This is a genomic window from Synechococcus sp. LTW-G (assembly GCF_054459035.1).
Genome location: NZ_JBTKYW010000003.1, coordinates 243,825 through 259,428, shown reverse-complemented (window position 1 = coordinate 259,428; position 15,604 = coordinate 243,825). Strand labels below are relative to the sequence as shown.

The following is a 15,604-nucleotide window of genomic DNA, read 5'->3' as shown; positions in this document are numbered from 1 at the left end:
CCCCCGCCGCCGATGCGCTTCAGCCAACTGCTCAGCCAACTGAGCGAGGTGAAGGCCGCAGGTGGGATCCAGTCCCTTCAGCACCACCTCGGGGAGGACCCAGAGCTGGGTGCCGCCGCCGCCCTCGACCAGGCCCTCAGCGGTCAGATCAGTTTTCTTGAGGCTGGCAATGCCCTGGCGGCCGCCCTCAATGCCAGCGGCGCCAGCGCCGTGCTGCTGCCCGCCAAGGGCAACGAATGTGAGGCCGCCCAGGCGGAAGCCACGGCCAAGGGCATGGCCTGGGTCGCCCTGGCTGACCCGCGGCTGGGTTTTGCCGAGACCCTCGACACCCTCTACCCCCGTGCCCCCAAGGCTCCGGGTGTTCACCCCAGCGCCGTGATTGCACCGGAGGCGGTGGTGGGCATGGGGAGCCATGTCGGCGCCAACGTAGTGATCGGCAGCGACGTGCAAATCGGCGCCTCCTGCACGATCCACCCCAACGTCGTCATCTACGACGACGTGCAGATCGGCGATGGCTGTGAACTGCATGCCGGCGCCGTCCTGCACCCCGGCTCCCGACTGGGACGCGCCTGCGTGGTGCACTCCAATGCCGTCGTCGGCAGTGAAGGCTTTGGCTTTGTGCCCACCGCCAGCGGCTGGCGCAAGATGCCCCAGACCGGCCTGGTGGTCCTCGAGGATGCCGTAGAGGTGGGCTGCGGCAGCACCATCGATCGCCCCTCCGTCGGCGAAACCCGGATCGGCGCTGGCAGCAAGATCGACAACCTGGTCCACATCGGCCACGGCGTCACCACGGGCAAGGGCTGCGCCCTGGCGGCCCAGGTCGGCATTGCCGGCGGCGCCAAGCTGGGGAACGGCGTGATCCTGGCCGGCCAGGTGGGCCTCGCCAACAAGGCCGTCATGGGCGATCGCTCGATTGCCTCCTCCAAGTCCGGGGTCCATGGGGAAGTGGCCGCCGGTGAGGTCGTCAGCGGCTATCCCGCCATCCCCAACCGCCTCTGGCTGCGCTGCTCAGCGGCCTTCAACAAGCTGCCCGAGCTCGGCAAGGCGCTCCGCCAACTGGAAAAACAAGTCAAGCCGTAGCCTCCCCCGAAGCCCAGGCGGACGTCGATGACCAGCTTCCGGATCACCCTGCTCCCCGGTGACGGGATCGGTCCTGAGATCACGGCGGTGGCCCGCCAAATGCTGGACGCGGTCAGCCGCAGCCACGGCTTTGAGCTGGTCTACAACGAGCAGCCCATGGGGGGCTGCGCCATCGACGCCACCGGCGAACCCCTGCCCGCGAGCACCCTCGAGGCCTGCAAGGCCGCCGATGCCGTGCTTCTCGCCGCCATCGGCTCGCCGCAATACGACACCCTGCCCCGCGAGAAGCGCCCGGAGACCGGGCTGCTGGGCCTGCGCTCCGGCATGGGGCTCTTCGCCAACCTGCGTCCGGTGAAGATCATCCCGGCGCTGATCGATGCCTCCACCCTCAAGCGCGAGGTGATCGAGGGGGTCGACCTGATGGTGGTTCGCGAACTCACCGGGGGCGTCTACTTCGGCACTCCGAAGGGCCGCGTTGAGGCCGACGGCCGGGTGCGTGGTTTCAACACCATGGCCTATTTCGATGATGAGATCGATCGCATCGCCAAGGTGGGCTTTGACATTGCCCAGCAGCGCAGCGGCCGCCTCTGCAGCGTCGACAAAGCCAACGTGCTGGATGTCAGCCAACTCTGGCGCGATCGCGTCGAGGCCCTCCACGCCAGCAGCTATGCGGGCGTGGAGCTGAGCCACATGTACGTGGACAACGCCGCGATGCAACTCGTGCGCAACCCCCGTCAGTTCGACGTGCTGCTCACCAGCAATCTCTTTGGCGACATCCTTAGCGATGAGGCCGCGATGCTCAGCGGCTCCATCGGCATGCTGCCCTCAGCCTCACTAGGCGAAAGCGGCCCTGGCCTGTTTGAACCGATCCACGGTTCTGCCCCCGACATTGCGCGCCAGGACAAAGCCAACCCGATGGCCATGGTGCTGAGCGCCGCGATGATGCTTCGCGTGGGTCTCCAGCAAGACGCCGCTGCGACCGCCCTCGAGCAGGCCGTGGACCGGGTCCTGGCCCAGGGCTATCGCACCGGTGATCTGATGGCCGAGGGCTGCACCCAACTGGGCTGCAACGCCATGGGCGATCAACTGCTGGCCGCCCTCGAGGCCTAAAGCAACAGGGATCAACGGATCGGCGGGATTGGCCACGCGACCTGCCAAACTCGCCGCTAGTTCCACCGATCCCTGCGCATGTCGAAGCGTCACCCGGTTGTTGCTGTCACCGGTTCCTCCGGCGCAGGCACCAGCACTGTGAAGCGTGCCTTTGAGCACATCTTCAAGCGCGAGGGGATCACCCCTGCGGTGGTGGAAGGCGATAGCTACCACCGCTACGAGCGGGCCGCCATGAAAGAGGCCATGGGCGCGGCCCTGGCCAAGGGCGAGAACTTCTCCCACTTCGGCCCTGAGGCCAACCTGTTCGACAAGCTCGAAGAGCTCTTCCGCAGCTACAGCGAAACCGGCGCTGGCCAGAAGCGCTACTACCTCCACTCCGTGGAAGAGGCCGCTGACCACAACGCCCGCCTCGGCACCAACCTCGAGCCCGGCCAGTTCACCCCCTGGGAGAACATCCCCTCAGGTACCGACCTGCTCTTCTACGAAGGGCTCCACGGTGGCGTGAAGGGCGAGGGCTACGACGTCGCTGGCTTGGCTGACCTGCTGGTGGGCGTGGTGCCCATCGTCAACCTGGAGTGGATCCAAAAGATCTCCCGTGACAACGCTGAGCGCGGCTACTCCGCCGAGGCCACCGTTGACACGATCCTGCGCCGGATGCCGGATTACATCAACCACATCTGCCCGCAGTTCAGCCAGACCGACATCAACTTCCAGCGTGTCCCCACCGTGGACACCTCGAACCCCTTCATGATCCGGAACATCCCCACCCCGGATGAGTCCTTCGTGATCATTCACTTCCGCAAGGGTGCTCGTGAGAAGTGGGGGATCGACTTCACCTACTTGCTCGACATGATCCACGATTCATTCATGTCCAGCCCCACCTCGATCGTGGTGAACGGCGGCAAGATGGGCTTCGCGATGGAGCTGATCCTGACCCCGATCATTCACCGCATGATCGAAGAGAAAAAGAAGCTGGCCTGAGCCAACTTCACCCCTAGGCTGGGGCGCAACTGGCGGACACGGTCCTCCCACATCGGTTGCTCCTCAGCCCAGTCGTATCAACCCACCAGCTCCTCTCTCCTTTGAGATTCGAGGTGCGGTGGGTTCTTCTGTATCTGCGCAACCCCGTTGGGATCGGATCAATAGCGCCGCGGTGATTGCCCAGGCGCGGAGGATTTACTTCCAGTTCCTTGAGCGCTCCGTCTCGGCCCTGGAGCCCCAGGGGATTGTGCTGAGCCCAGGGCAAGGGCGGGTGGTTTTTGAACTGCCGGTGCTCCTGCCCGAGGAGCAGTTCATCCCACTGGACTGGGTCCGCTCCCGCCCGTCCCGCAGCCGTCCCTCCCGCTCGCCCTACCGGGGTCTCTGATGCTCAGCACTCTTCCCAGCACGGTTCTGCTGCTGATCACTGCGCTGGGTCTGTGCATCGGCAGTTTTTTGAACGTCGTCGCCTGGCGTTATCCCCGCCAGGAGTCCGTGGTCATGCCCCGCAGCCACTGCCCCCACTGCGGCACGGGCCTGGGCTGGAGCGAGAACATCCCGGTTCTCAGCTGGCTGCTACTACGCGGCCGTTGCCGCCACTGCGGCAGCTCCATCAGCCTGCGCTACCCGGCGGTGGAGCTGCTCTGCGGCGGTCTGTTTCTGGCGGCAGCCCTGGGCCATCCTGAAGCCCTGGGGCAGGCCCCCGCCGTTCTGCAGCTGCTGGCCGGCTGGTGTCTGGTGACCCTGCTGCTTCCGCTGCTGCTGATTGATCTGGATCAGCTCTGGTTGCCGGAGCCCCTCTGCCGCGCCGGGGTTCTGCTGGGCTTTGTCTTCAGCCTGCTGGCGGTCTTCAGCCAAAGCGGTGGTCCAGAGCCGCAGCTCCTGCTTTGGCATCTCCTGGCTGCCAGCGCTGGCCTACTGGGGTTTGAAGCCACCAGCGCCGCCGGCCAGAAGCTGCTCGGGAAACCTGCTCTGGGTCTTGGGGATGCCAAGTTGGCCGCCCTGCTTGGTGCCTGGCTGGGTCTGACGGGATTGGGCCTGAGCGTCGCCCTGGCGGTCTTCTCCGGGGCGCTCTTTGGTCTGGTCGGTCTGCTCAGCGGCCGGCTCAAGCGCGGCCAACCCTTCCCCTTTGGCCCCTTCCTGGTGGGCGGCGGACTGGCGGTCTGGATGGCTGGAAACAGCTTCTGGCTGCAACAGCTGGGCGAGCACTTGGGCTGGAGCGCCCTTTAATGGTCTGATCAGACCATCCGGAGACCGCTATCACCATGTCGCTGTTCGACTGGTTTGCCGATCGCCGCAAGACCGCTCCTGCGGTGCGCAATGCCCAGGAGGTCAGCGAAGACGATGGCCTCTGGAGCAAGTGCCCGGAATGCGGGCTGGTGGTCTACCGCAAGGACCTGGCCGCCAACGCCAGTGTCTGCAGCGGCTGTGGCTATCACCACCGCATCTTTAGTGAGGAGCGGATCCGTCTGATCGTCGATGAGGGCAGCTTTGAGGCCCTCGACACCGAACTGTGTCCCACCGATCCCCTCGCCTTTAAGGATCGCCGCAGCTACGCCGACCGCATCCGCGACACCCAGCGCGCCACCGGCCTCAAAGACAGCGTCATCACCGGGATGTGCACCGTTGAGGGCATTCCGATGGCCCTCGGAGTGATGGATTTCCGCTTCATGGGCGGATCGATGGGATCGGTGGTCGGGGAGAAGCTGGCTCGCCTGATCGAAACCGCCACCGCCAAGCGCGCGCCTGTCTTGATCGTCTGCGCCTCTGGTGGTGCCCGCATGCAGGAGGGGATGCTCTCCCTGATGCAGATGGCCAAGATCTCCGGGGCCCTAGAACGCCACCGCAAGGCTGAGTTGCTCTATCTGCCCCTGTTGACCCACCCGACCACCGGTGGCGTCACCGCCAGCTTCGCGATGCTCGGCGACCTGATCCTGGCGGAACCCAAGGCCTTGATCGGCTTCGCGGGCCGGCGCGTGATCGAGCAGACCCTTCGGGAGAAGCTGCCGGACGATTTCCAAACGGCCGAATACCTGCAGGACCACGGTTTTGTCGATCACATCGTTCCCCGTCCCAAACTGCGCAGCACCCTGGTCAGCCTGCTGAGGATGCACGGCTACAGCAAAGCGGTCGCCGCGTGAAGCGAATCCTTGGCGCCGTCTGCGGGCTCCTGCTGGGGCTGGTCCTGCTGAGTGGCCTTCCCCAGCCGGTCTTCGCGGGCCCGGTGGATTGGCAGGAGGTGCCCGTCACCAGCGAAGGACAGCAGTGGTGGGATCGCGGCAGCCTGCGCCTGAACAAGAACGGCAATCTGACGGTGCTCAGTCGCTTCCAACCCCCGACCCCGGAGGCGGGTGCCGATGGCAAGGAGGTCCGCCCCCCGGCCAGCAGCCTCTACGTGATGGAGCTGGACTGCGCGCAGCGCCTCTACCGCGACACCTCGGTCAATGGACTGCCCCAATGGGGAAGCCAGTGGCAGGCCTCCGCCAATGACGGGTTGATCGAATCCACCATCGAAGCGGTCTGCGCCGCCGGGGAAGAGCTCCTGGCAGGCTCCTAACAGCAACGCCGAGCCGCCGTGACCGGATCCAGCACCCAACAGCGTCCCTTGGGGGTGGCCCTTGTTGGCTTGGGATTCGGCGAAAAGGTGCACCTCCCCGCCCTGCGGGACTGCCCCCTGACTGAACCGGTGGCCCTCTGGCACCACCGCAGCGAGCGGCTCGATCAGGCCTGCCGCAGCCACGACCTCCCAGGCTTCAGCGATTTCGATGCCCTGCTGGCCGATCCCCGGGTGGATGCCCTGGTGATCGCCACGCCCCCTGAACCGCGCTTCGCCCTGGCCCAGGCGGCCATTGCCGCCGGGAAGCACCTGCTGCTCGAGAAGCCCGTCGCCCTGGAGGCCGCCCAGGTGGAGACCCTCCAGCGCCAGGCCCTCCAGGCCGGGGTGACCGTGGCCGTGGACTTCGAATACCGCGGCGTGCCTGAATTTCAACAGTTCGCCGCGCTCCTGCAGGACGGCGCCGTCGGCACGCCCTGGCTGGTGAAGTTGGACTGGCTCATGGGGAGTCGGGCGGACGCCAGCCGTCCCTGGAACTGGTATTCCCAGCGGGCCGCCGGCGGTGGAGTCCTGGGATCCCTCGGAACCCATGCTTTTGACACCCTGCATTGGCTGGTTGGCCCGACCCGCAGCCTGAGTGCCCAGCGCAGCATGGCCATTCCCCAGCGCCCCCTGGCCGATGGCAGTGGGCGAATGGCGGCCGTGGATGCCGAAGACATCGCCCTGCTGCAACTGGAGCTGGAGGACCACCAGGGCCGCTCGATCCCTGCACAGGTGGCACTGGGCTCGGTGACCCGTCCAGGTCGGGGCTATTGGATCGAGGTCTATGGCAGCGAAGGCAGCCTGGTGCTGGGATCCAGCAACCAAAGCGACTACGTCCACGGCTTCAAACTTTGGCGCTCCGGCAGCAGCGGGGCCCTCGAGGAGATCAGCCCCGATCCCAGCCTGGCCTTCCCCCAGACCTGGCCCGATGGCCGTCTCGCCGCCGTCCGCCGAATCACCCAGTGGTGGGCCGAGGCCGCCATCGAGGGCCGACCCGTTGTGCCCGGGCTCGCGGAAGCCTTCTCGAGCCAGCGGGTTTGCGATCTGGCACTGGAATCTGCGGATGCTGGACTCAGGGCCAGGGTTTAAAGGAAAAGGCGCCGGTTAGGATCCCCGCCAATCCCTTATTGGTGTCCCCATGGCGCTCGTTCCGCTTCGGCTGCTGCTCGACCACGCCGCTGAAAACGGCTACGGCATCCCTGCTTTCAACGTCAACAACCTGGAGCAGGTGCAGTCGATCATGGAGGCTGCCTATGAGACCGATAGCCCCGTCATCCTTCAGGCCTCCCGCGGCGCCCGTCAGTACGCTGGTGAGAACTTCCTGCGCCACCTGATCCTGGCTGCCGTTGAGACCTATCCCGACATCCCCGTCGTGATGCACCAGGACCACGGCAACAGCCCCGCCACCTGCTTCGGCGCTGCCGCCAACGGCTTCACCTCCGTGATGATGGACGGCTCCCTGGAAGCCGACGCCAAGACCCCTGCCAGCTACGAGTACAACGTGGCTGTCACCAAGGAAGTGGTGGACGTGGCCCACGCCATCGGCGTGAGCGTTGAGGGTGAGCTGGGCTGCCTGGGCTCCCTGGAGACCGGCATGGGCGAGGCCGAGGACGGCCACGGCTTCGAGGGCAAGCTCGACCACAGCCAACTGCTGACCGACCCCGCTGAGGCTGCCGACTTCGTCGCCAAGACCAAGGTTGATGCCCTGGCCATCGCCATCGGCACCAGCCACGGCGCCTACAAGTTCACCCGCAAGCCCACCGGTGAAGTGCTGGCCATCAGCCGCATCGCTGAGATCCACAAGGCCATCCCCAACACCCACCTGGTGATGCACGGCTCCTCCTCCGTGCCCCAGGAATGGCTGGAGATGATCAACAAGTTCGGTGGCGCCATCCCCGAGACCTACGGCGTGCCCGTCGAGGAAATCCAGGAAGGAATCCGCAACGGTGTCCGCAAGGTCAACATCGACACCGACAACCGCCTGGCCTTCACCGCCGCTGTGCGTGAAGCCGCGATGAAGGATCCCGCCAACTTCGACCCCCGCCACTTCAACAAGCCTGCCCGGGCCTACATGAAGCAGGTCTGCCTCGATCGCTACCAGCAGTTCTGGTGTGCCGGCAACGCCAGCAAGATCAAGCAGCGCGACATCAACTACTACGCCGGCCTCTACGCCAAGGGCGAACTGGACCCCAAGTCCGCTGTGGCCGCCTGATTCAGTCGTCGCACTGAATGACCGGGGCCCTTCGGGGCCCCTTTTTTTTTGATTCAGGGAAGGACCGGCTGGGGCAGGGTCAAGGCGCGCATGCCCCCATTGGGTTGGACCGAAACCAGGCGCGCCAGGGCCTCATCAAAGGTGGGCTCCATCACAAAGCGTCGCCCGTCGGTGACCACAACACGCACCAGGGTGGGAAGGGCATTGTTGTTGCTCTGCAGATAGATCGGCTCGACATAGAGCAAGCCCTGGCCAACGGGCATCGCCAACAAATTGCCCCGCAGCAGGCGGGAGCCGACGCGATTCCAGAGGCCAAATTGATAGCTGATGGCCGGGTCCTGCTCGATCAAGGCCGAGATCTGCTGAGGTCCCAGAAGCAGACGTTGCTGGGGGAAGCGCACCAACAACAGCTCGCCGTAATTGGGGGTGTCGTTTCGGGCCGCCAGCCAGCCCACCATGTTTGGGCGCTTCAGAGGCGTGAAGGGCAGCAGCAGCACAAACTCAGGACGCTGCTCACCGGGCAGCTGCATCGTCACGTGATACGGACGGACGGGAGCCGAGGCATCGCCGTAGATCTCCAGCGGCAGGGCCCACACGTCATCACCGTTGTAGAAGGTGCGCACGTCGGTGACGTGGTACCGCAGCAGGCGCTCGGCCTGGATGTTGAACTGACTCTTGGGGACCTGGATGTGGGCCAGCAAGGCCTTGGGCATCGCTGAGAGGGGACGGAAGAGATCCGGGAAGACCTTCTGCCAGGTCCGCAGCACCGGGTCGTTCGGATCGTTCACATAGAGCCAGACATCGCCGTTGTAGGCATTGACCACCGCCTTAACGGGATTGCGGAAGTAGCGAATGCCATCGGGGTTGGCGTCTGAATAGGGGTAGCTGCGGCTCTCGGTGAAGCCGTCGAGCATCCAGTACTGGTGGTGCTCGGGCCTGTAATCGGGGTCGTCCTCGACGCGGGCCGTCACCAGATAGGGCTTGCTCTCAAAACGCAGGAACGGAGCCAGGGCCTGCAGACGCTCGTTCACCTGCCGGCGCACCAGCAGGCGGGAGGAGGGGGTCAGAGAGCCGGTGAAGAGCAGCCGCACCTCATTCAGGTAGATCGCCGCCATCAGGCGATCCAGGGGCCCGTGGATTGGCACCCCCGCCTGCCCGTCGTAGTGGGAATAGACGTTGAGATCGCCCTCGGGGTAGTCGAACTCCCGCACCTGGGAGGGGGCAATCGCGTAGGGAGCGGGAGCGGAGGCGAAGTAGAGCCGCGGGCGTCCCACCGGCAGGAACTGCTCCACGCGCTTCTGGCTCTGGCCCAGCTGGGGCAGGGCCTGAACCCGGCCGCTGCGGCCCAGGTCCTTGACGAAATACAGCGGCAGCCCATCGCTGCCGGAGACGTTCACCGGCGAGACCGTGAAGCCGTAGCCGTGGGTGAAGACCAGATGGCGGTTGAGCCAAGTGCGGGAGCCCTTGGCCAGCGCCGAGGAATCCAGTTCCCGGGCAGCGATCAGGACCTGCTGGGAGCCCAGCGCGCTGGCGTCGGCATTCAGCGGATAGCGATCGACGGCCGCGGAGGGGAAGTCGTAATAGAGCCGCAGTTGCTGCAGTTGGCGATTGGCCTCAAGCAGGGGTCCGCTGTCCCAGAGCCGCACGTTGGCCAAGGTGCCCTCGGCGCTCTTGAGGTCGGCAGCGCTGAGCTGCTGTTTGGGCTCGAGATCCAACTCCCGCACGGCCTCGAGGCCAAAGGCCCGGCGCGTCGCCGCAATGGCGCGCCTGAGATAGGGGGTCTCCAGTTGCAGCTCCCGGGGCTGCACCCAGACCCGCTGCACCAGGGGCGCAAGACCCCATTCCACGATCGGAAGCAGGCAGGCGGACACCAGCAGGGGCAACATCGCCGCGCGGCGAAACCAGGACCGGGGCACCGGCACCAGCAGTCCCAGGCCACTCATCAACAGCAGCAGGGCCAACAGCAGCCGCAGGGGAAGACGAATGTGCAGGTCAACAAAGCCAGCCCCCGAAGCCACCCCACTGCCTTCGACCATCAGGTCAAAGGGACTGAGGCCGTAACTCAGGGCCGCCATCAGGGCCAAGACCGCCAACTGCGGTTGCAGCACCCGTTGCTGCTCGCGGCTCAACCCTGGAAAGCGCAGATCGGTGAGTGAGGTCCCTTCCGAGAAAGTCAGCCAGAGGCAGCCGACAAATCCAATCAGGACCTGGGCGATCACCAGGCTGACCAGTAGGTGCAGGGCCGGCAGGCGCAGCACCGTGAAGCTCAGGTCAAAGCCCGTCAGCGGGTCGGCCTCGCCAAACGGAACGGCCAGCAGACCCGGCAGCCAGAGGCTCCAACCACGGGCGCAGGCCGTGGCCGAGCCGGCCAGGGCGGCCGCCAGGCTGATCCGCAGGGTGCTGTAGGGCCACCGCAGCAGACAGGGGAGCAGGACCACCGCCAGGCCGAACACCAGTGCTGGCGGCAGATCCGCCAGGACCGAGAGGCCGGTGATGACCTCACCGCCAAAGGGATCCAGGATCAGGCCCCGGGCCTGCAGGAAGAGATAGCTCAGGCCCATCACCAGCAGCAGGAGCAGGCCGGTCAAGACCGCCACCAGCGGACCGCTGGCGAGGGGCGCCAAGGGGCGTTCCCGCAGCTGCTTGCGCGGGGCCTCCTGCCTCAGGCGCCAACAACGGCGCAGCTGCTGCAGCTGGAGCGGCAGGCCCAACCCCAGGACCAGGGCAAAGGCCAGGCACTGAAACAACCAGCGGCGCAGCACCACCGTGAGGGCATCGAACTGCGCAAACCACTGCGCCTCGATCACCAGGCGCGGCAGAAGCACCAACAAACCCAGCACCAGGGCAGCACTGGCCAGCCAGCGCAACAGCCGCTTGAGGCCTTGAACCGATACCTGCACAAGCCGAGCCGATCCCTGGCCGAGACTAGGCAGCACAACCGACCGGTCAAGCCGCCACGGGGGATCTCAAGACAAACCTAGAGATACCCGATCCTGCAGGTCGGGTTTAAACCTGCCGGTGAATTGGCGCTGCTAATTTCGTCCCAACGTTCAGGATCTGAACTTGACCGCAACCCTTTCCCGCTCCAGCGTTGGGCCGACCTTCACCGGACTGCGCTGCAAGGAATGCGGGCAGGCCTATGACCCTGGGGCACGTCACGTCTGTGAGGACGTCTGCTTCGGTCCCCTCGAGGTGGTCTACGACTACGAGGCGATCCGCAACCGTGTCAGCCGCGCCACCATCGAAGCCGGTCCGGCCTCCATATGGCGCTACCGCGATTTCCTGCCGATCGAAGGGGATCCGATCGATGTCGGTACCGGCTTCACCCCCCTGCTGAAGGCCGACAACCTGGCCAAGCGCCTGGGCCTCAAGAGCCTCTATATCAAGAACGACGGCGTCAACATGCCGACCCTGTCCTTCAAGGACCGGGTGGTTTCAGTGGCCCTGACCCGTGCCCGCGAGCTGGGCTTTAAGACCGTCAGCTGCGCCTCCACCGGCAACCTCGCCAACTCCACCGCCGCCATTGCCGCCCACGCCGGACTGGAGTGCTGCGTCTTCATCCCCAGCGACCTGGAGCTGGGCAAGGTGCTGGGCACCTTGATCTACAACCCCACCCTGATGGCGGTGAAGGGCAACTACGACCAGGTGAATCGCCTCTGCTCTGAGGTGGCCAACACCTACGGCTGGGGCTTCGTCAACATCAACCTGCGCCCCTACTACTCCGAAGGCTCCAAGACCCTCGGCTACGAAGTGATCGAGCAGTTGGGCTGGGAACTGCCCGACCACATCGTCGCGCCCCTGGCCTCCGGCTCCCTCTTCACGAAGATCCGCAAGGGATTCGACGAATTCATCAAGTGCGGACTGGTGGAGGAGAAGGCCGTGCGCTTCAGCGGCGCCCAGGCCGAGGGGTGCAACCCCATCGCCACCGCCTTCCGCGAGGGCCGCGACTTCATCACCCCGGTGAAGCCCAACACCATCGCCAAGTCGATCGCCATCGGCAACCCGGCCGATGGCCCCTATGCCATTGACATTGCCAACCGCACGGGCGGCAACATCACCGACGTCAACGACACCGAGATCGTTGAAGGCATCAAGCTCCTGGCTGAAACCGAGGGCGTCTTCACCGAAACCGCAGGCGGCACCACCATCGCCGTCCTGAAGAAGCTGGTGGAGCAGGGCAAGATCAACCCTGAAGAGCGCACCGTGGCCTACATCACTGGCAACGGCCTCAAAACCACCGAGGCCGTGGTGGATGCCATTGGCAAGCCCTACACGATCGAGGCACAACTCGACGCCTTCAACACCGCTTGGAAGCAAGCCCAGGCCGATCAAGCGCAGGCCTGATCACGACCGACCGCCAGTCCACACCCTTCCACTCCCCGCCATGCCCGTTCAGGTCCTGATCCCGACCCCCCTTCAGAAGTTCACCAACGATGAGGCCAGCGTCTCCCTGGACGCCTCCAGCGTCGATGGCCTGATTGACGCGCTCGATGGCCGTTACCCCGGTCTCAAGGGACGCCTCTGTGATGAGGCCGGCAAACTGCGCCGCTTCCTGAACGTCTACGTGAACAGCGAGGATATTCGCTTCCTCGAGAACCAAACCACCCCCCTCAATGATGGGGACGAAGTCAGCATCGTTCCCGCCGTCGCTGGGGGCTGATCCTGCGCTGTAGCGATTCCTGCAGCAGCCAGCCACTCATGCATGCAGGCTCGCCCCAGAGCCACCTCTCCCTGGACCTGGTGTCACCCGATGACTCAAACCCCCGATCGTCCATCAGCGGATCTTCGGCTCAGCGTCCAGGCTGAGGACAACCAAAACTTTCCTGTGGCCGACAAGGCCCTGCTGTTTGATTACCGACAGGCGGCCAATCCGATCCGCAGGGGTCTCACCGAACCGATCCCCTATCGCAGCTGGGGGCCTGAACTCCATGGCAGCGGTCCCAGTGGAATCATTCCGCTGGACCTCAGCGCTGAATTAGGCACCACCGGCCCAGCCACCAGCCCCGGCCTCGCAGCCCACTTCATCCGCATCGAAGCTAGAGAGGGCGTCCGTGCCGCGGCAAGCGCCACCAGTTCCCTCTTCTTTGTGCTCTCCGGCACGGGCGTCTGCCATGGCCGTGAGGCCGAGCAGGACACCAGCATCCACTGGAGCGAGGGCGATCTGTTCGTGCTGCCCTCAGGCGGCACCCCGCTGCTTGAGGCCAGCAGCACCAGCGTTCTCTACTGGGTGCATGACGCCCCCCTACTGAGCTACCTGGGGGTCGTGCCCAGCCAGCCGCGCTTCGAAGCCACCCACTACCGCGCCGAATGGCTGCGCTCTGAGCTGCTCAAACTGGCTCAGCAACCGGGGAGCGCGAGCAGCAACCGCATCAGCCTGCTGCTGGCCAACCGCGATCTACCCAGCACCCGCACGGTCACCCATGTGCTCTGGGCGATGTACGGCATCGTTCCTGACGGGGCAACCCAAGCGCCCCACCGCCATCAATCGGTAGCCCTTGATCTGATCATCGATTGCCAGCCTGGGGTCTACACCCTGGTGGGCACCGACCTCAACGCCGATGGCACCATCCGCAATCCCGAGCGGATCGACTGGCAGGCCGGTGGTGCCTTCATCACCCCACCGGGCTACTGGCATTCCCATGTGAATGGAAGCGGTCAGCCCGCCTACCTGCTGCCGATTCAGGACGCCGGCCTACAGACCTACCTGCGCAGCCTCGATATTCGCTTCGCCTAGCTCGCCGGCCCGCTCGACCACGGCGCGGAACTCAGGCCCCTCGATGGTTTCGCGCTCGATCAGCAGATTGACCAACTCGTCCATCAGTTCCCGGCGGCACTCCAGCAAGGAGACCGCCTGGCTGAGGGCGCGGCGGGCCAGCTGCTGAACCTCGGCGTCAATGCGGTTCCCGGTTTTCTGGGAGTGATGGGGTTCTGAGCGCAACCAATCGCGGCCCAGGAACACCTCTGAGCCCTCGCCCTCCAGGGATAGGGGGCCCAGGGCCGAGAAGCCATAGCGCGTCACCATCTCCCGAGCGATTCGGCTGACCATCTCCAGGTCACTCGAGGCGCCCTGGGTGATTTCGCTCGGTCCGAAGACGACCAATTCAGCTGCACGGCCGCCCATGGCCATCACCATCCGCGCCTCCAGGTAGGCCTTGCTGATCAGGCCCGAATCCAGGACCTCCTCGTCGGGCATCGTGCGGGCAAAACCACCGACTCCGCCGGAGCGGGGAAGCAGGGTCACCTTGTCGAGGTCATCCGACTTCGGCAGCAGGGTGGCCAGCAGGGCGTGGCCAATTTCGTGATAAGCAATCAGGCGCTTCTTGGCGTTGTCCTGAAGCGGCGCGGCCGTGAGACCCATCGTGATGCGCTCAAGGGCATCGCTGATGGCCTCATCGTTGATGCTCTGCCGCTCGCGCCGGGCCGTCAGGATCGCCGCCTCGTTGAGCAGATTCGACAGGTCAGCCCCGGAGAAGCCAGGGGTCCGGCTGGCCCAATCCGACAGGGAGACCTCAGGTTCAAGCGGTCGGGAGCGGGCATGAACCGCAAGGATCGCCTCGCGCCCGCGGCGGTCCGGCAGGTCCACATGGATCCGCCGATCGAAGCGACCGGGACGCATCAGCGCGGCATCCAAAACATCGGGCCGATTGGTGGCCGCCAGCAGGATCACCCCGGAGTTTTCGGCGAAGCCATCCATCTCCGTGAGCAGCTGGTTGAGCGTCTGCTCACGCTCGTCATTGCCTCCACCGATCCCGGCGCCCCGCTGGCGTCCAACGGCATCGATCTCATCGATAAAGATGATGCAGGGAGCCTTCTCCTTGGCCTGCCGGAACAGATCGCGCACCCGGCTGGCGCCAACACCCACAAAGAGTTCGACAAATTCCGAGGCGGCCATCGAGAAGAAGGGCACACCGGCTTCACCGGCAATGGCCTTGGCCAGCAGGGTTTTGCCCGTGCCGGGGGGGCCCACCAACAGCACCCCCTTGGGAATGCGGGCCCCGACGGCCGTAAAGCGCTCTGGCTCCTTCAGGAAGGCCACCACCTCTTGCAGCTCTTCCTTGGCTTCGTTGATGCCGGCGACATCCTCAAAGCGCACAGCCACCGCAGCTTCCGGTTCCGCCATCCGCGCCTTGCTCCGGCCAAACCCCATCGCTCGGTTCGCAACCTGGCTGGAGCGACGAATCAAAAGAGCCAAGCCCGCGAAGAGCAGCAGCAGCAGCAGACCGTTGGAGACCAGGCTGGCGGTGGCACGATCCTGACGGTCGTCGCGAACCGTGAGCGGCACCTGGGCTTCCTGGGCCGTTCGCAGCAACACCTGGTCGTTGCTGAAGACCGGCACCTCAGCACGGCTGCCATCGGCGTAGGTCACCTGGACCTCCCGGCGGCCTGGGGAGAGCAACAGTTCCTTGACCTTGCCGCTGCGCAGTTGGGTCAGCAGTTGGCTGTAGCTGGGGGGCGCCGGGCGGCTGATGCCGAGATCGCGCCAAAGCTCTGAACGCCTGGACTCAGGGGCGGGGGACGCTTGGGATGAGGGCACCTGCTGCGCTAGCTGACTCGGAGACGCGCCGCTGCTCACATCAATCTGTCGTTGGCTGGAGCTTAGCGATTTGACGAAAGGAAAGACGACAAGG

14 protein-coding genes are annotated in these 15,604 nt (G+C 65.3%); 12 read left to right on the top strand and 2 right to left on the bottom strand.

Features of this window, described 5'->3' with window-relative positions; translation table 11 throughout:
* The first annotated feature begins 12 nt into the window (after positions 1 to 12).
* The 9 genes from lpxD (at position 13) to fba (ending at position 7,976) form a co-directional block, all read left to right on the top strand.
* Complete coding sequence (gene lpxD, locus ACXIQ9_RS07620; protein WP_010317432.1) at positions 13 to 1,080, top strand: UDP-3-O-(3-hydroxymyristoyl)glucosamine N-acyltransferase; 1,068 nt, start codon at positions 13 to 15, stop codon at positions 1,078 to 1,080.
* Between the two features lie 27 nt (positions 1,081 to 1,107).
* Positions 1,108 to 2,190 carry a 3-isopropylmalate dehydrogenase gene (gene leuB / locus ACXIQ9_RS07615; RefSeq protein ID WP_459016267.1) on the top strand — a complete coding sequence of 361 codons (1,083 nt, stop codon included), beginning with the start codon at positions 1,108 to 1,110 and terminating at the stop codon, positions 2,188 to 2,190.
* Between the two features lie 78 nt (positions 2,191 to 2,268).
* Complete coding sequence (locus tag ACXIQ9_RS07610; RefSeq protein WP_247478728.1) at positions 2,269 to 3,171, top strand: phosphoribulokinase; 903 nt, start codon at positions 2,269 to 2,271, stop codon at positions 3,169 to 3,171.
* 118 nt (positions 3,172 to 3,289) lie between these two features.
* Positions 3,290 to 3,556 (top strand): hypothetical protein, encoded by a 267-nt coding sequence (locus ACXIQ9_RS07605; protein ID WP_296416054.1) that lies wholly within the window; start codon positions 3,290 to 3,292, stop codon positions 3,554 to 3,556.
* Entirely contained in the window at positions 3,556 to 4,398 is an 843-nt protein-coding gene (locus tag ACXIQ9_RS07600; RefSeq protein WP_296420622.1) for a prepilin peptidase, read from the top strand. Before ACXIQ9_RS07605 ends, ACXIQ9_RS07600 begins: the two co-directional genes overlap by 1 nt.
* Before the next feature lie 35 nt (positions 4,399 to 4,433).
* Positions 4,434 to 5,309, top strand: coding sequence for an acetyl-CoA carboxylase, carboxyltransferase subunit beta (gene accD / locus ACXIQ9_RS07595; protein WP_459016266.1), 876 nt, complete (start codon positions 4,434 to 4,436; stop codon positions 5,307 to 5,309).
* 5 nt (positions 5,310 to 5,314) lie between these two features.
* The gene (locus ACXIQ9_RS07590) at positions 5,315 to 5,725 is read left to right on the top strand and encodes a hypothetical protein (RefSeq protein ID WP_247479710.1); all 411 of its coding nucleotides are present in this window, start codon (positions 5,315 to 5,317) and stop codon (positions 5,723 to 5,725) included.
* A gap of 18 nt (positions 5,726 to 5,743) precedes the next feature.
* Positions 5,744 to 6,853: a Gfo/Idh/MocA family protein gene (locus ACXIQ9_RS07585; protein WP_296416057.1), complete on the top strand. Its 1,110-nt coding sequence runs from the start codon at positions 5,744 to 5,746 to the stop codon at positions 6,851 to 6,853.
* A 49-nt stretch (positions 6,854 to 6,902) separates the two neighbouring features.
* Positions 6,903 to 7,976 (top strand): class II fructose-bisphosphate aldolase, encoded by a 1,074-nt coding sequence (gene fba / locus ACXIQ9_RS07580; protein ID WP_459016265.1) that lies wholly within the window; start codon positions 6,903 to 6,905, stop codon positions 7,974 to 7,976.
* A 53-nt stretch (positions 7,977 to 8,029) separates the two neighbouring features.
* On the opposite strand, the gene ACXIQ9_RS07575 is transcribed toward fba, so the two are convergent.
* Positions 8,030 to 10,912 (bottom strand): UPF0182 family protein, encoded by a 2,883-nt coding sequence (locus ACXIQ9_RS07575; protein WP_459016264.1) that lies wholly within the window; start codon positions 10,910 to 10,912, stop codon positions 8,030 to 8,032.
* 127 nt (positions 10,913 to 11,039) lie between these two features.
* On the opposite strand from ACXIQ9_RS07575, the gene thrC reads away from it, so the two are divergent.
* The 3 genes from thrC to ACXIQ9_RS07560 all read left to right on the top strand — a co-directional run bounded on the left by thrC (position 11,040) and on the right by ACXIQ9_RS07560 (position 13,710).
* Positions 11,040 to 12,320, top strand: coding sequence for a threonine synthase (thrC, locus tag ACXIQ9_RS07570; RefSeq protein ID WP_296416059.1), 1,281 nt, complete (start codon positions 11,040 to 11,042; stop codon positions 12,318 to 12,320).
* Between the two features lie 40 nt (positions 12,321 to 12,360).
* On the top strand, positions 12,361 to 12,636 hold the full coding sequence (locus tag ACXIQ9_RS07565) for a MoaD/ThiS family protein (RefSeq protein ID WP_459016263.1): 276 nt from the start codon (positions 12,361 to 12,363) through the stop codon (positions 12,634 to 12,636).
* Positions 12,637 to 12,726: 90 nt separating this feature from the next.
* Positions 12,727 to 13,710, top strand: a complete 984-nt coding sequence (locus ACXIQ9_RS07560) for a cupin (protein WP_459016262.1) — start codon at positions 12,727 to 12,729, stop codon at positions 13,708 to 13,710.
* Here ACXIQ9_RS07560 and ftsH read toward each other — a convergent pair.
* Positions 13,669 to 15,549, bottom strand: coding sequence for an ATP-dependent zinc metalloprotease FtsH (ftsH, locus tag ACXIQ9_RS07555; protein WP_459016261.1), 1,881 nt, complete (start codon positions 15,547 to 15,549; stop codon positions 13,669 to 13,671). The genes ACXIQ9_RS07560 and ftsH overlap by 42 nt on opposite strands.
* Positions 15,550 to 15,604: the final 55 nt, after the last annotated feature.